Annotated in this window: 16 protein-coding genes; 6 read left to right on the forward strand and 10 right to left on the reverse strand. The window is 72.2% G+C overall.

Features of this window, described 5'->3' with window-relative positions:
- Positions 1-65 precede the first annotated feature (65 nt).
- On the reverse strand, positions 66-869 hold the full coding sequence (locus AWQ71_RS11290; RefSeq protein WP_067131037.1) for an SDR family NAD(P)-dependent oxidoreductase: 804 nt from the start codon (positions 867-869) through the stop codon (positions 66-68).
- Between the two features lie 217 nt (positions 870-1,086).
- Between AWQ71_RS11290 and AWQ71_RS11295 the strand changes: the two genes are divergently transcribed.
- Positions 1,087-2,283, forward strand: coding sequence for an NAD(P)/FAD-dependent oxidoreductase (locus AWQ71_RS11295; protein WP_067131039.1), 1,197 nt, complete (start codon positions 1,087-1,089; stop codon positions 2,281-2,283).
- On the opposite strand, the gene AWQ71_RS11300 is transcribed toward AWQ71_RS11295, so the two are convergent.
- The 5 genes from AWQ71_RS11300 to AWQ71_RS11320 are packed head-to-tail and all read right to left on the reverse strand — an operon-like array spanning position 2,246 to position 7,867.
- Positions 2,246-3,190 carry a hypothetical protein gene (locus tag AWQ71_RS11300; RefSeq protein WP_157570294.1) on the reverse strand — a complete coding sequence of 315 codons (945 nt, stop codon included), beginning with the start codon at positions 3,188-3,190 and terminating at the stop codon, positions 2,246-2,248. The two genes, AWQ71_RS11295 and AWQ71_RS11300, sit on opposite strands and share 38 nt — an antisense overlap.
- 6 nt (positions 3,191-3,196) lie before the next feature.
- Entirely contained in the window at positions 3,197-4,132 is a 936-nt protein-coding gene (locus AWQ71_RS11305; RefSeq protein WP_067131566.1) for an SCO2521 family protein, read from the reverse strand.
- A gap of 26 nt (positions 4,133-4,158) precedes the next feature.
- Positions 4,159-5,121, reverse strand: a complete 963-nt coding sequence (locus AWQ71_RS11310) for an SCO2522 family protein (protein WP_067131045.1) — start codon at positions 5,119-5,121, stop codon at positions 4,159-4,161.
- Complete coding sequence (locus tag AWQ71_RS11315) at positions 5,118-6,032, reverse strand: SCO2523 family variant P-loop protein (RefSeq protein WP_067131048.1); 915 nt, start codon at positions 6,030-6,032, stop codon at positions 5,118-5,120. The genes AWQ71_RS11310 and AWQ71_RS11315 overlap by 4 nt, the downstream gene beginning before the upstream one ends.
- Before the next feature lie 2 nt (positions 6,033-6,034).
- Positions 6,035-7,867: an SCO2524 family protein gene (locus AWQ71_RS11320; protein ID WP_067131051.1), complete on the reverse strand. Its 1,833-nt coding sequence runs from the start codon at positions 7,865-7,867 to the stop codon at positions 6,035-6,037.
- A 286-nt stretch (positions 7,868-8,153) separates the two neighbouring features.
- On the opposite strand from AWQ71_RS11320, the gene AWQ71_RS11325 reads away from it, so the two are divergent.
- Together AWQ71_RS11325 and AWQ71_RS11330 are read left to right on the forward strand one after the other, a co-directional pair.
- Entirely contained in the window at positions 8,154-9,191 is a 1,038-nt protein-coding gene (locus tag AWQ71_RS11325; protein ID WP_169806547.1) for a 2-hydroxyacid dehydrogenase, read from the forward strand.
- 128 nt (positions 9,192-9,319) lie between these two features.
- Entirely contained in the window at positions 9,320-10,915 is a 1,596-nt protein-coding gene (locus AWQ71_RS11330) for a thiamine pyrophosphate-binding protein (protein ID WP_067131570.1), read from the forward strand.
- 1 nt (position 10,916) lies between these two features.
- Here the strand turns inward: AWQ71_RS11330 and AWQ71_RS11335 are convergent, their stop codons facing one another.
- From AWQ71_RS11335 to AWQ71_RS11350, 4 genes are all read right to left on the reverse strand, one after another.
- Positions 10,917-12,215, reverse strand: a complete 1,299-nt coding sequence (locus AWQ71_RS11335; protein WP_245658215.1) for a sensor histidine kinase — start codon at positions 12,213-12,215, stop codon at positions 10,917-10,919.
- Between the two features lie 185 nt (positions 12,216-12,400).
- Complete coding sequence (locus AWQ71_RS11340) at positions 12,401-13,330, reverse strand: GNAT family N-acetyltransferase (RefSeq protein ID WP_245658216.1); 930 nt, start codon at positions 13,328-13,330, stop codon at positions 12,401-12,403.
- Positions 13,331-13,362: 32 nt separating this feature from the next.
- The gene (locus tag AWQ71_RS11345) at positions 13,363-14,478 is read right to left on the reverse strand and encodes a M20/M25/M40 family metallo-hydrolase (protein ID WP_245658217.1); all 1,116 of its coding nucleotides are present in this window, start codon (positions 14,476-14,478) and stop codon (positions 13,363-13,365) included.
- Entirely contained in the window at positions 14,475-15,512 is a 1,038-nt protein-coding gene (locus AWQ71_RS11350) for a dipeptidase (RefSeq protein WP_067131055.1), read from the reverse strand. The genes AWQ71_RS11345 and AWQ71_RS11350 overlap by 4 nt, the downstream gene beginning before the upstream one ends.
- 123 nt (positions 15,513-15,635) lie before the next feature.
- On the opposite strand from AWQ71_RS11350, the gene AWQ71_RS11355 reads away from it, so the two are divergent.
- From AWQ71_RS11355 to AWQ71_RS11365, 3 genes are read left to right on the forward strand one after another with little or no spacing between them, the layout of a single operon-like run.
- A complete protein-coding gene (locus AWQ71_RS11355) occupies positions 15,636-16,451 on the forward strand; it encodes a Nif3-like dinuclear metal center hexameric protein (RefSeq protein ID WP_281195998.1) in 816 nt (271 codons plus the stop codon).
- A gap of 30 nt (positions 16,452-16,481) precedes the next feature.
- Positions 16,482-17,222 (forward strand): zinc ribbon domain-containing protein, encoded by a 741-nt coding sequence (locus tag AWQ71_RS11360; protein WP_067131061.1) that lies wholly within the window; start codon positions 16,482-16,484, stop codon positions 17,220-17,222.
- On the forward strand, positions 17,219-18,493 hold the full coding sequence (locus tag AWQ71_RS11365) for a bifunctional RNase H/acid phosphatase (protein WP_067131064.1): 1,275 nt from the start codon (positions 17,219-17,221) through the stop codon (positions 18,491-18,493). Before AWQ71_RS11360 ends, AWQ71_RS11365 begins: the two co-directional genes overlap by 4 nt.
- The last annotated feature ends 47 nt before the right edge of the window (positions 18,494-18,540 follow it).

The raw sequence follows: 18,540 nt of genomic DNA on the forward strand, positions 1-18,540 counted from the left end.
CCGCTCGGAGGGGCGTCCCAGCGGAACTCCGCCGGGTTCGGCCTGGACCGTGTCGCGGGCTCCGGCTACCGCCCGCTCTGCCACCGCGCCCGCCGTACGGCGAGGCCGGCGGCCCGCGTGGCCAGCGCGGGCGACAGCCGTACCAGCCGCCAGACGAGCCGGGCCGAGGCGGGCGCCACGATGAGCGCGCGGTTCCGGGCCACGCCGCGCAGGATGTCGCGGACCAGCGCGTCCACCGGGTAGAGCCGCCCCTGCGCCCGCACCGCGGCCCGCCGGGCCTGCTCGCCGACCTCCGTCGGCGGCAGGCCCGGATTGGCGCGGTCGAGCAGCGGGGTGTCCACGAAACCGGGGCAGACGACGCTCACCCGGACGCCCCGGGCGGCGGCCTCCGCGCGCAGCGCCAGCGACAGGCCGACGACGGCGTGCTTGCTCGCCGTGTAGGGGGCCATCAGCGGCGCCGGGGTGAGCCCGGCGAGGGAGGCGGTGTTCACGATGTGGCCGAAGCCCTGCCGCACCATGATCGGGTAGGCCGCGTGGACCCCGTGCACCACCCCGCGCAGGTTGACGTCGATCGCGGCGTTCCAGTGGTCGAGCGTCATCTCGTCCGCGTACCCGCCGATCGCGATCCCGGCGTTGTTGAACACGTAGTCGAGCCGGCCGTGCTCGTCCCGGACGGCGGCGAAAAGGTCCCGCACCGCGCCCGCGTCGGTCACGTCGAGGACGGCGTGGGCGCAGCCGAGCTCGGCGGCCGTCTCCTCGGCGTTCCGGACGTCGGCGACCGTCACATACGCGCCCCGCGCGACCAGCTCGCGGGCCAGCGCCCGGCCGATCCCCGAGGCTCCACCTGTGACGACGACGGTTCTGCTCATCCGCGCCCCTCTCCCGGTGCTTCCGCCGGCCTCCTTTGAGTTGTACGAGCCATCCGTCAGCGGTGCAAACAGGACACTTCGGCAATCGTGCGCGTTTGCCCTACTCACAAGATTCTTTCGCGATAAAGTTCCTATGGGGCACGCGTGTGTGACCTTCTTGAACGTCCTGACCTCACCTACTGTGGAACCCGGAAACGGCGAAGCATGGGGAGCTTGCGTGCGTGAGACCTGTGAAGTCGCGATCGTCGGCGGCGGAGTCATCGGATGCGCGATCGCGCACAGGATCAGGTCACAGGGCCGGAGCGTCGTCCTCGTCGAGGCGGCGTCCCAGCTCGGCCTCGGGGCCTCGGACGCCGCGATGGGCGGCATCCTCACCCAGACCGAGAGCTCGTGCCTCGGCCGGCTGAGCCCCGTCATCAAGCACAGCCGCGACCTCTACCCGGCGTGGCTGGCCGAGCTGGCCGAGATCTCCGGCGTCGAGGTCCCGGTGCTGGACGGCGGCGACATCCAGGTGGCCCTCGACGACGAGGAGATGACCCGCCTGGAGACGGAGATCCTGCCCCTGTGGGAGGCGTCGCCGTTCGCGGTCGAGCAGCTCACCGCCGCCGAGGCCCGGAAGCTCGAACCCCTCCTCAGCGAGGCGGTGGTCGGCGGCTTCCTGCTGCCGGACGAGCTGGCCCTCGACCCGCGCGAGCTGATGGGCGCGCTGCGCCGCACGATGGAGCGCGCCGGCGTCGCCGTACGGCTCGAGGCCCGCGCCCTGCGGGTGGCGTCCGGCCCCGGCGGCGCGCGCGTCGAGCTGCGGGGCGGCGAGACGATCCACGCCGAGACCGTCATCGTGGCCGCCGGGCACCTCAGCGGCCTGCTGCTGCCCGCTCTCGACGCCGTGATGCTGCCGATCAAGGGCGAGGCGTACAACGTGCGCCGCCCCGGCTTCACGACCTACCCGCTGCGCCACCACGTCTTCGCCGAGATCACCTCCGACGGCCGTACCGGCTATCCGTACCTGGTGCCCCGGCACGACGGGCGGCTCGCCGTCGGCGTCACCTACGAGGAGGGTGTGGGCGACCCCACCCCGACCGCCGCCGGCCGCGACGAGATCGCCCGCTGGACGGCCACGCTCATGCCGGCCGTGGCGGACTGGCCGGTCGAGCGCCACTGGGCGGGGCTGCGCCCGGCGAGCGCCGACCACATTCCGATCATCGGGTACGTCGACGACCACCGCAGGCTGGTGGCGGCGACCGGCCACGCCGGCCTCGGCATCACCCTCGCCCCGGCCACCGCCGAGCTGGTCACGGCCGTGCTGGACGGCCGAGCCGACGAGGAGATCGCGCGGAGTCTGGAGATCTGCCGCCCGGACCGCGCGTTCACCCCGCTCAGGACGGCTCCGAAGCCTGCTCCCACAGCTCCTTGAACCGCTCGATCCGCTGCCGCACCCGGGGCGGCTCCAGCACCAGCAGGGTGTGCACGAACGTGTGCGTGGTGATCTGTCCCACCTGCGGCGCGGACGGCGTGATCTCGTAGCTCACGTCGTCGTCGAAGATGATGAAGTCGAGCAGCCCCAGCGGACTGGACAGGTCGTCCGGGGTGAGGATGCGCACCTCGATCCCGATCTCGGTGTGCATCTTGCAGATCCGGCGGAACATCTCCGACTCCACCCGCTCGGCGCGGTCCACGAAGAAGATCCGACGAATCCGTACCCCGGCCCGGAGCCGGTCGCGCTGGGCCTCCAGGTAGCGCTGGCCCGCGTCCGTCGTCCAGAACCCGCCGTCGAACTCGCTCGGCCCCTGGTCCACCACGTTGAGGCTGAGGGCGTCGAGGGTGTGCTGGGTGTTCCGGGTCAGGCCGAGCAGCCAGTCGCGGTCCTCGCCCTCATAGATGACGTTGCCCTCGCTCAGCTCCCGCAGCAGCGTCGAGATCCGCGCGATCTCCGACTGGGCGAACGCCTGCACCAGCGCTGGCATCTCCTTGTCCACCCGGGTGGCGTTGCTCACCAACTGCGTGATCACGTCGGTCTGCACCGCCGACGCCTCCACCCGGTTGAACAGCTCGGTCGCCTTGGTGATCCGCGACAGACCGGTGATCATCTCGAGGCGGGTCGCCTCAAGCTGCTTGTCGACCTCGATGAGGTACTGCGTCAGGAAGACGACGGCGCTGATGAACACGGTCAGCACCAGCGCCCAGGCGGAGTGCTCGCGGTTGAAGGCCGGCCCGTTGTCGTTGGTGAGGAAGTATGTGGGCACCCCGACCGCCGCGGTGATGAGAACCTTCCGGAGGGTGCGGGGGATGATCTCGGCAGAGAGCCTCGTCCTACCTGGCATGGGCACCTACCACCCGCCCGCCTCCCTCAGCAGAGCCAACGTGTTGATCGCGACCTGGTCGCGTACGCGCGCGACCAGTGACTGCCACTGGCGGGTGAAACCGGGACGCCGCTCCAGCGCCTCCCAGAGCGGGGCGAAGTCGTCGTCCAGCCGGGCCGCCGGCATCCACAGGTGCAGCAGATGGTCCACCGCCGGGGCCAGCTTGGCGGTGACCTCCGCCCGCGTCGCCGTGCCCACCCTGGCCCGCTCGACGATCACCAGCAGGGTGGTCAGCAGCCAGTCGTGCAGCGCCAGGTCCTCGCAGAAGTCCACCACATCGGGGGTGAACCCGTCCGGCAGGACCAGGCGCAGCGTCCGCACCCGGTCGCGGCCCAGCGTGAACCGGATGCCGGGGCCCTCCCGGCCCGGTTCCTCGGCCACCGCGACCCAGCGCAGCCGCGTCCGCGCGCTGCGGAAGGGCGCCTTCCTGTCCAGCAGCGGGGACGCCTGCACGACGTCCATGAACCGCTCGCCCACGCTGCCGAGGTCCAGGCAGTCGTTCCACCCGCCGCTGTCGGCGAAGCCGTCCGCCAGATCGGGAACGCGCACCTTGCCGAACACCTCGATCACGCCGGGCCGCGCCAGGTAGTGCGACCACGACAGGCGGTGGTCGGACTCGGCGCGCGCCACCTGGATGTGCGAGGACCCCTGGAGCACCCGCCCGCCGGTCACCGACGCCCGCGACAGCACCGTCCCGACCCCCCGGACCCTCGCCCGCGACGCGGACGCCAGCCGGCAGTCCACCCCGGTGAGCTGGTCGGGCGACACCGCGTACACGATGGGGCGGCGCGAGGTCCGCACCCGCTCGCCGGAGAGCAGCCCGAGGACGCCCTGGCACAGCGACTCGGGGATCTCCCCCGAGTTCTGCAGGAGCCCGGTCCGGACTTCCCCCATCACCAGCATGTGCGCTCCGATCACGGATCCGGTGGTCAGGCCCCCAGGAAGATGTAGGAGATGCGATCGACGAGCTCGTCCGGCAGGGGGATGCCCTCGCCGCCGCTGCGGTCGGCCACCTGCCGCAGGACCGCCGCGTCCACGAAGACCTGGCTGAGGATCGTCCGCACCGCCAGCTCCACCGGCAGGAAGCGCGTCGACAGCACCGACAGCGTCGTGTACGCGCTGAACGGGGCCGCGGCCGGGTTGAGCTGGACGACCGCCGGGAGCTCGTCCCAGTTCGCCGGAAACGACGGCCCGCGCGGCACCGGGCGTACCGGCAGCTCACCGTCGTTGCGGATCAGGCCCAGCCGCAGGAGCTGCCACACCGCGGCCAGGAACGGACAGGACCAGGTGCGGCCCCGGCTGTCGCTGTCCCACAGCTCGACGTCGACGAAGATCGAGTGCCGCCGCTTGGCGTTCTGCGCCGGCGGCTCCCACCCCCGGGCCGACCCCATGGCCTGTACGGCGCCGCCGTACGGGGACCTGGCGCCGTTGCAGAGCCAGCCGGTCTCGGTGACCGGCGGGCGCGAGCCGTCGGTGCCGGGAGGCGGGTCGGTGACCAGCCGATCCTCCACCAGCCGGGCCAGCTTCACGCCGTCCGCCTCGGCGCAGGCGGACTCGCGGGCGAGGTAGTCGATGGTCAGGTCGCACTCGGCCGCCGCCTCCAGCACCATCGGCACCAGCTCGGACGGTGTGCTGAACCTGCTGAAGTAGTCGTCGATCAGGAAGCAGGTGCTCACCCTGGCCCGGCCGCCGGGCACCCGGGCCCGCCAGCTCGCCCGCATGGTCTCGGCCCACGGGGCGACCTGCCGGAACTGCTCCCTCAGCCGCTCCGGCCCGGCCTGGAAGTCCTCCATGTAGAGGTGGCCCAGCTCGATGGACACATGCGACAGCGGGGCGGAGGCGACCCTGCGCTCCGCCTCTACCTCGCCGAACGCGGCGTACGCCGGCGTCACAGGGCCTCCCACGCGCTGTCGTCGACGATCTTCTTGGCCAGGTCGTCGAAGGCCGCGACCGTCTCGGCGTTCGCGATCTGGCTGGACAGCACGTCCTCGTCGGAGATGAGCTGCTCGCGCCACTGAAGCACCGGGTCGAGCGGGATCTTGCCGAGCATCGACGTCCGGCCCACGCCGTACCTGCGGGCCAGCTCGCGCAGCTCGCGGTCGCACTCGTTCAGCCACGCCTTCTGCGTCTCGCGCAGCCCCTCGAGCTCGGCGGCGTCCGGTTCGAGCACGGCGGTGCGGACGAAGCGGATGTGGTCGGCGAGGGTCTCCCCGTCGTGACCGTGATCCACACCCGCCGCGAGCAGGCCCTGTCTGCCCTGGACGAGGCCGTGGGCCGCGATGATGTGCTGGCGGGTCCACCGGTGGAAGACGAGCCAGCGGAAGGGCACCCCGGGCAGCCGCGCGGTGGCGGCGAGCGCCATCTGGGCGGCGAACGAGCGGCCGGCGCTGAGGTCGACCAGGCACAGGTCGAACTCCTCCTCCAGGCGGGTGAAGAGCCGGACGCAGCGCAGCAGCATCTCCTCGCTCACCGTGGAGAACTCGCCGCCGCCCTCGTCGCCGGGGAAGAGCACCATCTGACCGGCTCCGGGCGGCTTGGCGCGCAGCCCCTCGCGGTCGGTCTCGGCCCAGATGTCGATGCGGTGCGGGTCGGCGATCCGGCCCTCGAAGTAACGGTGCATCCCGCCCTGGGTGGTGCCGCGCGCCACCGAGCTGACGCTGAAGATCGCGCCGGCGGTGGGCGAGCCGAAGTCGAAGTCGAGGTAGCACACGTCGCTGCCCTGGAGCGCGCGACGGTAGACGATGTTGCTGCTCGTGACCGAGCGGCCGGTGCCGCCCTTGTCGGAGATGGCGAACACGAGCATCGTTACATCGCCTCCGAGGCGTTCTCGCGCGCGGTCGCCTGGCGTTCGAGTTCGAGCAGGGCGTCGCTGATCAGCGCGATCGCGCTCCCCGGACGCTCGCCCATGATGGCGCGGGCGCGCTGCAGCGCGGCCTGGACGCCGCTGACGCTGGAGCGCAGGTGCTGCCCGGGGAGGGCGGGGCGCAGCACCTGCTCCCTGCTGAGGAGGTGCTCGGCCTCGCTCAGCATCTCGCCGGCGATCTCGAAGAGCTGGGAGCTGCGCAGCGGAGGCTCGCCCGAGGCCTGGGCCAGCGACACGAGGAACTCCACGACCCGCTCCGTGAAGTACCACGAGGGCTGTTCGTACCGGAGGCCGATGTCGGGGAAGGCGTTCGCCGGCTGGTCCCACAGGCCCTTGTGGACGCCGCCGGCGAACTGGCGGGCCTGGATGTGCTGCCAGATCTGGTCGGCGAGGTTGTGCAGCCGCTCTCTGGTACGCGAGCTCTGCGCCACGTTGGAGACCCAGATCGTCCGTTTGAGCAGCGTGATGGCGAAGTCGGAGACGACCCAGATCATCTGGGGCCCGAGCTCGTCGCTGCCGTGGAGGTTCACCCGGACGCCCGGCGTGTGCAGTGCCACCGGCGGGTCGCCCGGGACCGCCCTGCGGATGATGCGCGCCCGCATCGCCAGCTCCTCCAGGATGCCGGCGACCCGGTTGAGGTCCACGTCGCCCGCCCTGCTGCGGGCGAGGTACTGCACGACCATGGCGGTGACGCCGAGGCTGTAGTAGTCGGACTCCTTGCCGTCGGTGGTCCGCCACGGGATGTCCTCCAGCGGCCAGCGGCCCCTGCCGTATGTGGCGACGGTGCGCCAGTAGGCCTGGGTGAGGTCCCAGCGGCGCTGGAGCGCGGTGGCGAGCTTCTGCTGGTCGTCGTTGAGCAGGCCGAGGACTCGGGTGCGTTCGGACCACAGGTCGACCAGGCCGACCAGGGCGTTCACGGTGAAGTAGAGATAGGGCGTGTCGGCCGCGACGCCCTTGGGCTGCTGGCCGACCTCCAGGTTCGTCTCGACGGTCGGCGCGTCCTTGACGACGCTCCAGGACCAGCCGCACTCGAAGAGCAGATTGGGGTTGTCGAGGTCGACGACGCCGGACCCGATGGTGAGGTCGCGCAGTCCGGCGCGGACCTCCTGGAGCTGCTTCTGGAAGTCGTCCAGGACGCGCCGTCTGGGCGCGCCCGTCTGGTTGGCCGTGCGCAGCAGCGCCTCTCCCTGCGGCGACGAGGGCTCGAAGGCGTTGACGGAGAAGCTGCGCAGCATCCCCACCATGGCGGCGGAGAGCCGGTCGCCGGCCAGGGCCTCCAGCTCGCGGATCTCCCGGCGGATGCCCTCGCGCCGCACGCTCTGGCGGAACACCCTGAGGAAGCCGAGCATGCTCAGCATGAGCGTGATCGACATAGAGTAGGAGTCGACGACGTCGATCGCGCGCTGGTCGGCGGTGATCTCGTCGTCGGGCGCGCCGGGCTGGAAGTAGCTGCCGCCGGAGAAGTCCGGCCGGCCGTCCTCGTACGTGTAGGTGCGCAGGTATTGCGTGAAGAGGCGCAGGAGCAGCCGGGGGATCTCGACGCTGTCGCCGAGCACGTCCAGCGCGTTCAGCACGTCGTCGGCGGTCTCGTCGGGAGTGTCGAGACGGAAGCCGGGGAGCTCCGCCGCGGGGTACATCAGGCACAGGAGCTGCTCGGCGTCCGCGATCGAGTTGGCGCCGTCGCGCCCGCCCCAGACCCACTGCCTGTCCCGGTAGGAAGTGCGTGCGGCGGCCTCCCAGAGCTCCATGAGCTGCTGGCGCGGCTGAAGTTTCATGGGTCCCCCTCGCCACGAAGATCCGGCCGGGGGACATCGTCCGGCACGGATGGCTGCCATTCTTACCGCTGAATTCCATTTCAACAATAAGTCAAGAGTGATTCCATCGCGGCCGGAAGAGACTGCGTCCCTGGCCGGACCTACACTTGGGGAGGTCAGCACCGTTGTGGTATTTCGGGTTTCCCGACGCGCCGAATCCGTTCCGGCGGGTCTACGCGAGAAGGGCGGCCGTGTCGAAAATCCGAAATGCCCGCCATTTACGCCGAAAGACCTGATCATGTCTCAAATGCGGACGAGCGAGCACGTATCCGCCGTGGATGTCGCAGGTAGTGAGATGGCGCTCGCGGGGGCCGCGGTCGGCGCGGCGAAGATCGTGGTGAGCGGTGCGGGCATCGACGAGCGGCTCCTCGCTCCCCTGCACGGCCTGGGCTGCCAGGTGGTGTCCATCGGGCGGGGTGAGACGCCGACGGCGCAGGCGTTGCGGGACGAGCTGACGGACGCGGTGGCCTACCTGCACGGGGGCGAGGAGGTCGTCTCGGAGGAGGTGCTGGAGCTCGCGGGCGGGCTCAGGGTCATCGCGTTCCTGGGCATCGGCTACGAGACCTTCATCGACGTGGCGGCGGCCCGCCGGCGCGGCATCGTGGTGACCAACACGCCGGATCGGACACCGGACGCCGTGGCGGAGTTCACCGTCGGGCAGATCATCAACGCGAGCCGGCGCATCCCCCGGCATCTCGGCACCGTCTATCCGCACTGGTCAGGGGCCGAGGAGCTGCCCGACGAGCTGGCCAGTAAGAAGATCGGCATCGTGGGCCTGGGGCAGATCGGCGCCCGCATCGCCGGCATCCTGCGGCTCGGGTTCCGCTGCCGGGTCTCCTACTACAACCGCACCCGCAAAGAAGGCCTGGAGATGACCCTCGGGGTGCGGTTCCGGCAGCTCGCCGAGCTGGCCGAGTGGAGCGACGTCCTCGTCGTCATGGTCGGCGGCAACGCCGAGACCGCCGGGCTGATCGACCGTCGCGTCCTCGCGCGGGTCCGTCCCGGCTCGATCCTGGTCAACACCGCGCGGGCCTCGATCGTCGATCCCGAGGCGCTGCGCGACGCGCTCGCCGGAGGGCGGCTCGCGATGGCGGTCTTCGACGGCTACTACCAGGACTCGAGCGTCGCCAAGGACCTGCTGAACGATTTCGGCGACCGCATGTACGTCACCGGGCACATCGCGTCGCACACGAAACAGTCGATGGAGCGGATGGTCCGCCAGGCGGTGGATTCCGTCGTCAACCTGTTGAGCGGCCGGCCCGACCCCAACGTCGTGATCCGCTGAGATATTTAGTCCACCTAATACCTTTATATCCGGATGGGCCGGAAATGCGGTCCTCTGTCACGGTGAGGTAACTCGAAGATACGATGCGCACGTACCAGCCCTGGCGTCGAAATCCGAGTGGGGTGGAGATGGAAGCCACGGGGGCGGAGGTGCTCGTCGCCGCGTTGCGGACGCACGGTGTGGACACGGTCTTCGGCATCCCCGGCACGCACAACCTGGCCGTGTACGAGGAACTGGCCCGCGGTGGCGTCTCCTGCGTGACCCCCCGCCACGAGCAGGGCGCCGGATACGCCGCCGACGGGTACGCCCGGGTCACCGGACGGCCCGGCGTCGCGCTCACCACCACCGGCCCCGGCGTCGTCAACGCGGCGGCGGCGCTCGCCCAGGCATACTCGGACTCCACACCTGTGCTGCTGCTCTCGCCGGGGGTGCCGAGCGACCACCCCCGCCTGGGGCGCGGCTACCTGCACGAGAGCAAGGACCAGTCCGGCGCCCTGGACGCGCTCTGCGCGTGGAGCCACCGCGTCACGTCCATCCGTGAGATCCCGGCCGCGGTGGGCCGCGCGTTCGCCTCGTTCGCCGAGGGCCGCCCCCGTCCCGTCCACGTCGAGGTACCGGCCGACCTGCTCGAACGCCGGGGGAGCGCCGACCTGGCCGGGCCGTACCGGCTGATGCCGCGGGTGCCCGATCCGGCCGCGCTCGACCGGGCCGCCCGGCTGCTGCGCGGGGCGCGCCGGCCCGCGATCGTCCTCGGCGGCGGCGCGCAGCGGCCCGGCGACGACGAGCCGGTCACCGGGCGGCTCGCCATGCGGCTGGCCGAGCGCACCGGGGCGCGCGTGGTCACCACGGCGAACGGCAAGGGCTCCGTCCCGGAGAGTCACCACCTGTGCCTCGGCGCGACCCTGCGGCTGCCCGGCGTGCGGCGCTGGCTGGCCTCCTGCGACGTCGTGCTCGCCGTCGGCACCGAGCTCGGCCCGGCGGATTTGTGGGAGGACCGCTTCGTCCTGCCCGGCACGCTGATCCGCGTGGACGTGGACCCCGCCCAGATGTACGGCGACCACGTGGCGGACGTGCCGGTGCTGGCCGACGCCGCTCTCGCCCTTGAGGGGCTGGCCGGCCGGGTGCCGGAGACGGGGGACGCGCCCGCGCCGGACGACCGGGTGGAGCGCGAGCGCGACGCCGAGCTGCGCGAGGTGGCCCGGCGGTGGGCCCCGCAGCTCGCCGCGCTGCGCGAGGCGATGCCGGCCGACACGGTCGTGGTCGGCGACAACTCGATGATGAGCTACCACGGCGCGATCGTCGGGATGCCGGTGGACCCGCCCGGCCGGTTCCTCTTCCCCGCCGGGTACGGCACGCTCGGGTTCGCGCTGCCCGCGGCCATCGGGGCCAAGGTCGGCCGGCCGGACCGGCCGGTCGTGGTGCTGGCGGGCGACGGCGCGCTGCAGTTCAGCGTGCAGGAGCTCGCCACCGCCGTCGAGCTGCGGCTCAGCCTGCCGATCGTGGTCGCGGTGAACGGCGGTTTCGGCGAGATCAGGGACGAGATGCGGCGGCGCGGGATGCCGCCGGTCGGGGTCGATCTGCACGCCCCGGACCTGATGACCCTGGCCGCGGCCTACGGCGCATGCGGACGGGTGGCCGACCGTCCGGAGGAGCTGGGCGACGCGGTCGCCGAGGCGCTCAAGACGCCGCTGCCCACGGTCATCTCCTTCCGGGAACCCGGCTGACTCAGCCGGGCAGGGGGATCCGCAGCACGAACCGGGCGCCCTTGGGGGAGTCCTCCAGCGTCAGCGAGCCGCCGTGGCTCTCGGCGATCTGCCGGGCGATGGGCAGGCCGAGCCCGGTGCCCCCGGCATCCCTGTTACGCGCGGCATCGAGCCGGGCGAAGCGCTGGAACACCACCTCTCGCTGCTCGGGCGGGATGCCGCCGCCGTCGTCGACGACCTCCATCACGGCCGTGTTCCCCTGGCGTTCGACCACGAGCGTCACCTCGTGCTCGGCATGGCGCTCGGCGTTGTCGAGGAGGTTGGTCAGCAGGCGGGCCAGGCGGAGCCGGTCGCCTCGGATCACCACGCCGGGGGTGAGCCGCCGGTTCACCGTGACCTTGCGCGTCCTGCGGTCGAGCTCGCCCATGGCCAGCTCGGACAGGTCGACCGGGTCGTTCCTCCCGGGGGCGCCGGCGTCCAGCCTGGCGATCTGCAGCAGGTCGGTGACCAGGTTCTGGAGCCGGTCCAGGCTCTCCAGCAGCGCCTTGCCCGTCTCCTGCCAGTCGGTCTCGTCCGGGTGGAGCATGGCCTCCTCGACCTCGGCGCGCATGGCCGTCAGGGGGCTGCGCAGGTCGTGGGAGGCGTCGGAGGCGAAGCGGCGCTGCCGGTCCACCGCGGACTCGGCCCGGTCCAGCGTCTGGTTCGCGGTCACGGCGAGCCGCCTGAGCTCGTCGTGGAAGTGGGGCACCGGCACCCGCTGGCTGAGATCGCTCGAGGTGATCTTCGCCAGTTTGTCGGTCATCGCGTCCACGGGGGCGAGCGTCGTGCCGACCGTGCGGTACGCGCCGAGCGCCGTCAGCAGAACCAGCAGGAGCGAGCCTCCGGCGAGCGAGCCGAGCAGCGGACCGCTGACGTACCACGGCACCTCGGGGTTGGCGGCGTAGAGCCACCAGACGCCGTTGGCCAGGTCGATCGGGAAGGCCAGCACCATCCTGCACTCGCCGGGGAACGACGGCATGTCGCACACATGCCTGATGGCGTAGGTGTCGATGTCGGGGGTGCCGAAGTCGCCGAGTGGGGGCCCGCCTTTCACGTCCGCGGTCGCGGCCACCAGCGTCCCGACCGGGTTGTAGAGCTGGATGGCGACCTCGCCGGGGTCGGGGATGCTGGTCGGAGGGCCCTTGCGCCGGAGTTCCTGCACGACCCGTACGGCGTCGGCGACGAGCTGCTGCTGGCGGTAGTCCGTGGCGCTGCCGCGGACGGCCGTCAGGATGAACACCGACGCGATGGTGCAGAGCAGCGCCATGACGACGCTCGACACCACCGTGAGGCGTGTCCGTATCGACCATCCGTGCCAAACGCTCACCCGACCCCCCTGTGACCAGATGATCACAGTAGGTCAGGTTCTGGGGTTGGGAGGGAGATTTGACGCCAAAACTGGGCAAACGTCCCTCTCGGGAGGGTCCACCCGGGGTGCGGAACGGGCTCAGACCGGGATATCGGCCCTCATGGTTTCCCCGCCTCTTCCCCTTCGACACATACCACGTAGCGGCCGCCGGAGAACCCCGTCACCCGGGCGCCACCGGCCATGAGACCGCCCAGGACCTCGCGTACGGCGAGCCGCCACGCCCCGGCCGCCGCGGGATCGGCGCGGCGGAGCGACTCGACGTCCTCGGGGACGGCGACGAGGACCGCCGGGCCCTCGACCGCCCGGGCGACCGGCCGTCCGCCCTCGTGCGAGATCCCCTCGACCGCGCCCCGCGGAACCGCCGGCAGGTACGGCTCCCGCCCGCACGCCCGTACGACGTGGGGCGCGTCCAGCCGCCACACCGCGAGCACACGGTCGGACTCGTCGCCCGCGTTGACGACGTCGGCCATCGGCCCGTAGAACTCGGGCAGGTACTCCTCGGGGAGGGCGCCCAGCTTGGTCAGGTTGAAATGGGCGTTGCGTCGTACGAGCGGGTCGAAGGTCCAGGTGATGCGGGTCAGGCCGCGCCGCAGCGCCCAGGCCCGCTGGTGCAGCTTGAGCGCGAAGCCCGCGCCGCGCCGGACCGCGCCGGTGACGTGTGAGTGCAGCACCTCGCCCGCGGGCGCGGCGAAGAACCCGGCGGAGGCGCCCACCAGCCGGTCGCCGTCGAACGCGCCCGCCACGTAGTTGCCCGCGTGGGACAGCGCCCGCATGACCTCCACCGTGATGGGCGGGGTGGCGGGGTCCGGGTGCCAGATCTCGTCGAACAGCCCGAGCACCCGCTCGAAGTCCGCGATCTCGTCCAGGTCGCGGACCCGGACGCCGCAGCGCGCCGCCGCTTCCCCGGCGGCGGCCCACGCGGCGCGTTCGCCGCCCAGGCCGCGTTCCTCGCTCACGGCGCGTTCGCCGCCCAGGCCGCGTTCCTCGCTCACGGCGCGTTCCCCGCCCAGGCCGCGTTCCTCGCTCACGGCGCCTTCCTCGCTCACGGCGCCTTCCCGGCTCACGCGGCGGTCTCCGCGAGCATCGAGCCGACCAGGGCCGCGACGAGCCGCGCGCGTACCGGCATCTCCGCGACGATCACGTGCTCGTCCGCGGCGTGCGCGCCGCCGCCGACCGCGCCCAGGCCGTCCAGAGTGGGGCAGCCGACGCCGGCGGTGAAGTTGCCGTCGGAGGCGCCCCCGACGGCGGCGCCGCGCAGCGGCCCCATTCCGAGATCGTCCGCGAGCCGTACGGCACGGGCGAACAGCGCGGCCGACGACGCGGGGTCGAGGGGCGGGCGGTTGGGGCCGCCGTGCAGCTCCAACCGGGTGTCCGGGAGCCGCGGCGTGAGCGCGCGCATGAGCTCGTCCACCCGCCGCTGCGCCGCGAGGTCCGGCACCCGGACGTCGATCGCCACCCGGCCGGTCGCCGGGACGGTGTTCGTGCTCGTCCCGGACGAGAGCAGCGTGGGTGTGACCGACACCATGCCCGCCTCGGACGAGGACTCCACCCGGTGCGCGATCTCGGTGATCGCCAGGATCTGGTGCGCCAGCTCGACCCCGGCGTTGGCGCCGCGCTCGGGTTCGAGGCCGGCGTGGGCGGCCCTGCCGTACACGAGCAGCTCGTAGCGGGAGACGCCCTTGCGCGCCGTCTTGAGCGCGCCGCCGCCGGCGCTCGCCTCCAGGACGAACGCCGCCGCGCAGCCCGCCGCGACCGACTCGATGAGCGGCCGGGACGTCGGGGACCCCAGCTCCTCGTCGCCCACGACCAGCACGCACACCCCATCGAGGGACGGCAGGGAGGCCAGGGCGTGGAAGAGCTGCACGAGTCCCGCCTTCATGTCGAAGACCCCCGGCCCGCGCGCCACCCCGTCGACCACCGACCACGGATGCGCGCGCAGCGAGCCGATCGGCCACACGGTGTCGTGGTGGCCGAGGAGCAGCACCCGGGGCGTGCCGAACGTCCACTTCAGGTGGGTGACGCCGTCGATCACGATCGTCTCGGGCTCCGCGCCCAGGAGGCGCGTCCCCTGCGCCGCCACGGCCTTGGCGCTGTGCTCCACCGCCGCGTGGTCGGAGGAGTACGACTCGCACAGGACGAGCTCCTCCAGGTCGGCCAGCATGGCCTCCGGGTTCACCGGCCGCGTCCCAGCTCCGATCGGAACAGGCGCATCACGTTGTCGCCGAGAACCTTGACGATCTCGTCCTCGGAGAAGCCGCGCTTGAGCAGTCCCTCGGTGACCAGGGGCATGCCGCGCGGCCCGTCCAGGCCGGGGATGGCGGCGTCCGTGTCGAGCCCGCTGCTGCTCCCCTCGCAGCAGGGCGGGGTGAGGTCCCGGTACACCTCGCGGATGAAGTCAGGGCCGAGCCCCACGTGGTCGATGCCCGCGACGCCCGCGATGTGCTCGATGTGGTCCACCAGGTGATCGATCGTGACCGAACGCGCGTCCTCCGCGAGGAAGGCGGCGAGGAAGTTGACGCAGATCACGCCACCGGTCGCGGCGACCCCGCGAAGCTGCTCGTCGGTGAGGTTGCGGTGGTGGTCGCGCAGCGCGCGGGCCGAGGAGTGCGTGGCCATGACCGGCCGGGTCGCGATCTCCAGGACGTGCGCCACCCCGGACGCCCCGAGATGCGACACGTCGAAGATCATGCCGAGCCGCTCCATCTCCTGGACGGCCTCGACGCCCGCCTCGGTGAGCCGCGACCCGGTGGCGTCCTCGCCGCTGCCGTCGGCCAGGGGAGTACGCCCCCAGTGGGCGATCGACGCGACCCGCACGCCGAGCCGGTGCACGGTCGGGATGAGCTCGACGCTGTCGTCGATGCCGGGCATGCTCTCCATGGCCAGGACCAGGGCGATCCGGCCGAGCGCGAGCGCCTCGTCGATCTGGTCGCCGTCGTAGCAGAGCCGTACGGAGTCGGGGTTGCCCTCGGCCAGCACGTGCGCGCACTCGATCATGCGCAGCGTCTGGCGGAGCGACCCCTCGGGACGGAACTCGCTGTCGATGAACACCGGGAGGACCTGCACGTCCACGCCGCCCTCGACGAGTTGCGGCAGCCACTGCTGCCGGAAGAAGGAGGCCCACTGGTGCGGCGGCCGGGCCGAGACGGCCATGAGCAGGTCGTTGTGGGTGTCGGCGACGACAGCGTCCCTGTGCAGATCCCGAGCCGGCATCCTGGAGTCCCTTCTAGATGGTGTCTCTCGGACGTTACACTCACCGCTTCCGTTCCGCCGTCCCGAGATCGGCCGGAGACCGCCGTGATCTCGGGGAGACGCCGCCGGCGGTAGTCTGCGCCTGTGCTTGCGGATGTCGTTGCCGAGATGGAGACGCTGTACGACCCCGCCTGGGCGGAGTCCTGGGACGCGGTCGGGCTGGTGTGCGGTGATCCCACCCAGCCGGTGAGGAAGATCCTCTTCGCTGTCGATCCCGTCGCGGTCGTCGTGGACGAGGCGCTCGAATACGGTGCGGACTTGATCATAACGCACCACCCTCTCTACCTTCGGGGCACGACCAGCGTCGCGGCCACCACGTTCAAGGGCCGCGCGATCCACCGGCTGATCAGGAACGACGTCGCCCTCTACACCGCGCACACCAACGCCGACGTCGCCGATCCCGGGGTCTCCGACGCGCTGGCCCGCGCCGTCGGCCTGTCCGGGGAACTGCGCCCGCTGCAACCCTCCGCCGACGACCCGCGCCGCGGCCTCGGCCGGATCGGGACGCTGACGGCCCCGGTCCCGCTGCGCGAGTTCGCCGGGCGCGCCGCCTCCGGCCTGCCCCGTACGGCGGGGCCGCTGCGGGTGGCGGGCGACCCCGAGCGCCCGGTGGCCACCGTCGCGGTCAGTGGGGGCGCGGGCGACTCCCTGCTTGGGGCGGCCCGCGCCTCGGGAGCCGACGTGTTCCTCACCGCCGACCTGCGCCATCACCCGGCGAGCGAGTTCGTGGAGTCCGAGGGAGGACCGGCCCTGATCGACGCCTCCCACTGGGCGACCGAGTGGCCGTGGCTGGCCGACGCCGCCGAGCGTCTGACGTCCGCCCTGGCGGCGAGGGGCATTAATGTTGAGGCGCGCGTCTCCCGCATCGTCACCGACGCGTGGACGTCGACGACACCGTAATCGCCCCCGCGAGCACCTTGAGGATCTGCGATGAAGGCCGCACCCGAAGCACAGAAGCGTCTGCTCGACCTGGCGGAGCTCGACGCGGGTCTTGACCGGTTCCGGCACCGCCGCCGCACCCTGCCCGAGCTCGCCGAGATCGAGGAGCTCTCCAAGAGCCTCGCCCGTGCCGCCACCCAGGCCATCGCCGCCGAGACCGAGGCCGGCGACCTCGCCAGGGAGCAGGCCAAGGCCGAGGCCGACGTCGAGGCGGTCCGGGTTCGGATCGACCGCGACCAGAAGCGCCTCGACTCCGGTCAGGTGACCTCGCCCAAGGACCTGGCGAGCCTCCAGTCGGAGATCGCCTCGCTGGACCGCCGCCAGGGCGACCTCGAAGAGGTCGTGTTGGAGATCATGGAGCGCCGCGAGGCCGCCGACGCCCAGGTCGCCGACCTCAAGGTGCGGCGCGACGAGGCCGCCGCCACGCTGGCCGCCGCCGAAGAGCGGCGCGACGCCGCCTTCGCCGAGATCGACAAGGAGGCGGCCGAGCTGCAGGACCGCCGTCCCGCGATCGCCTCCGGCATCCCCGACGACCTGCTGGCGCTGTACGGCAAGCTGCGCGAGCAGTTCGGGGTCGGCGCGGCCATGCTGCACGGCGGGCGCTGCCTCGGCTGCCGGACCACCCTGTCCATCGCCGAACTCAACCGCATCCGGGCGGCGGCCCACGACGAGGTGCTCCGCTGTGAGGAGTGCCGCCGGATCCTGGTCCGTACCGCGGAGTCCGGCCTGTGAGGTTCGTCGTCGAGGCCGACGGCGGATCCCGGGGCAACCCGGGCCCGGCGGGATACGGCGCCGTGGTGAAGGACGCCGACGGCCAGGTGCTCGCCGAGACCGCCGAGGCGATCGGCACCGCGACCAACAACGTCGCCGAGTACCGCGGCCTGATCGCGGGGCTCTCGTCCGCGCTGGCCCTCGGCGGCGAGGGCGCCTCCATCGAGGTGCGGATGGATTCCAAGCTCGTCATCGAGCAGATGGCCGGCCGCTGGAAGATCAAGAATGAGGGCCTGCGGCCGCTCGCGCTCGAAGCGGGCGGCATCGCCCGGCGGCTCCGCGTCACCTGGACGTGGATCCCGCGCGAACGGAACAAGCACGCCGACCGCCTCGCCAACGAGGCCATGGACGCCGCCGCCAAAGGCCTGAAGTGGGAGTCCACCGGCGTCGCGGCGCCCCTGGCCGAGCTCGTCCGTCCCGCCGCCGAGCCCGAGCCTTCCGCCCGGGTCGCCTACGAGGCCGCCGCGCCTGAGCCGGCCTTCGAGGTGGAGAGCGCGCCCGAGCCCGCCGCCTCCCTCGCGGCGCCCACCGCCCCGGCTCCCGGGCCGTCCGTCGCCTCCGCGGCCGTACGGCGGGAGCGTGGCGAGGGCACCGGTTGGATGGCCCGCCCCACCCGGGTCGCCACATCGTTCCTGCTGCTCCGGCACGGCGAGACGCCGCTGTCGGTGGAGAAGCGCTTCTCCGGGGTGGGGGACCCCTCGCTCACTTCCCGCGGTCTCGCCCAGGCCGAGGCCGCCGCGCTCCGCCTCGCGCGCGAGCCGTACGCGATCGACGTGATCGTCAGCTCCCCGCTCACGCGGGCCCGGCAGACGGCCGAGGCGGTCGCGGCGCGTACCGGCGTGCCGGTCCGGGTCGAGCGGGATCTCAGAGAGGCCGATTTCGGCGCCTGGGAAGGGCACACGTTCACCGAGATCCAGCGGGACTGGCCGGCCGAGCTGACCGCGTGGCTCGGCGACCCCTCGGTCGCCCCACCCGGAGGCGAGAGCTTCACGGAGGCGGGACGACGGGTCGAGCACGTCAGGGAGCGGATCGTCGCCGAGCACGAGGGCAAGACCGTGCTCGTCGTCTCGCACGTCACACCCATCAAGCTGCTGCTCCGCTTCGCGCTCATGGCCCCTCCGGAATCCCTCTACCGGATGCACCTCGACGTGGCGTGCCTGTCGGCCATCGACTACTACGCCGACGGCCCCGCCGTCGTACGAGCGCTCAACGACACCGCCCACCTGGGCTGAGCCGTACGCGCTGCCGGGCATCCCGCGCGTTTGCCGTCGAGTTGGAC

Origin of the sequence: Microtetraspora malaysiensis, assembly GCF_001528665.1 — a bacterium.
GTDB lineage: Bacteria > Actinomycetota > Actinomycetes > Streptosporangiales > Streptosporangiaceae > Microtetraspora_A > Microtetraspora_A malaysiensis.

Bases quoted from the DNA above. Each gene is read 5' to 3' on its own strand.
- AWQ71_RS11360 (WP_067131061.1), top strand. From the start codon at position 16,482: ATGAAGGCCGCACCCGAAGCACAGAAGCGTCTGCTCGACCTGGCGGAG.
- AWQ71_RS11350 (WP_067131055.1), bottom strand. From the start codon at position 15,512: ATGCCGGCTCGGGATCTGCACAGGGACGCTGTCGTCGCCGACACCCAC.
- AWQ71_RS11320 (WP_067131051.1), bottom strand. From the start codon at position 7,867: ATGAAACTTCAGCCGCGCCAGCAGCTCATGGAGCTCTGGGAGGCCGCC.
- AWQ71_RS11325 (WP_169806547.1), top strand. From the start codon at position 8,154: ATGCGGACGAGCGAGCACGTATCCGCCGTGGATGTCGCAGGTAGTGAG.
- AWQ71_RS11290 (WP_067131037.1), bottom strand. From the start codon at position 869: ATGAGCAGAACCGTCGTCGTCACAGGTGGAGCCTCGGGGATCGGCCGG.
- AWQ71_RS11315 (WP_067131048.1), bottom strand. From the start codon at position 6,032: ATGCTCGTGTTCGCCATCTCCGACAAGGGCGGCACCGGCCGCTCGGTC.
- AWQ71_RS11305 (WP_067131566.1), bottom strand. From the start codon at position 4,132: ATGCTGGTGATGGGGGAAGTCCGGACCGGGCTCCTGCAGAACTCGGGG.
- AWQ71_RS11330 (WP_067131570.1), top strand. From the start codon at position 9,320: ATGGAAGCCACGGGGGCGGAGGTGCTCGTCGCCGCGTTGCGGACGCAC.
- AWQ71_RS11300 (WP_157570294.1), bottom strand. From the start codon at position 3,190: ATGCCAGGTAGGACGAGGCTCTCTGCCGAGATCATCCCCCGCACCCTC.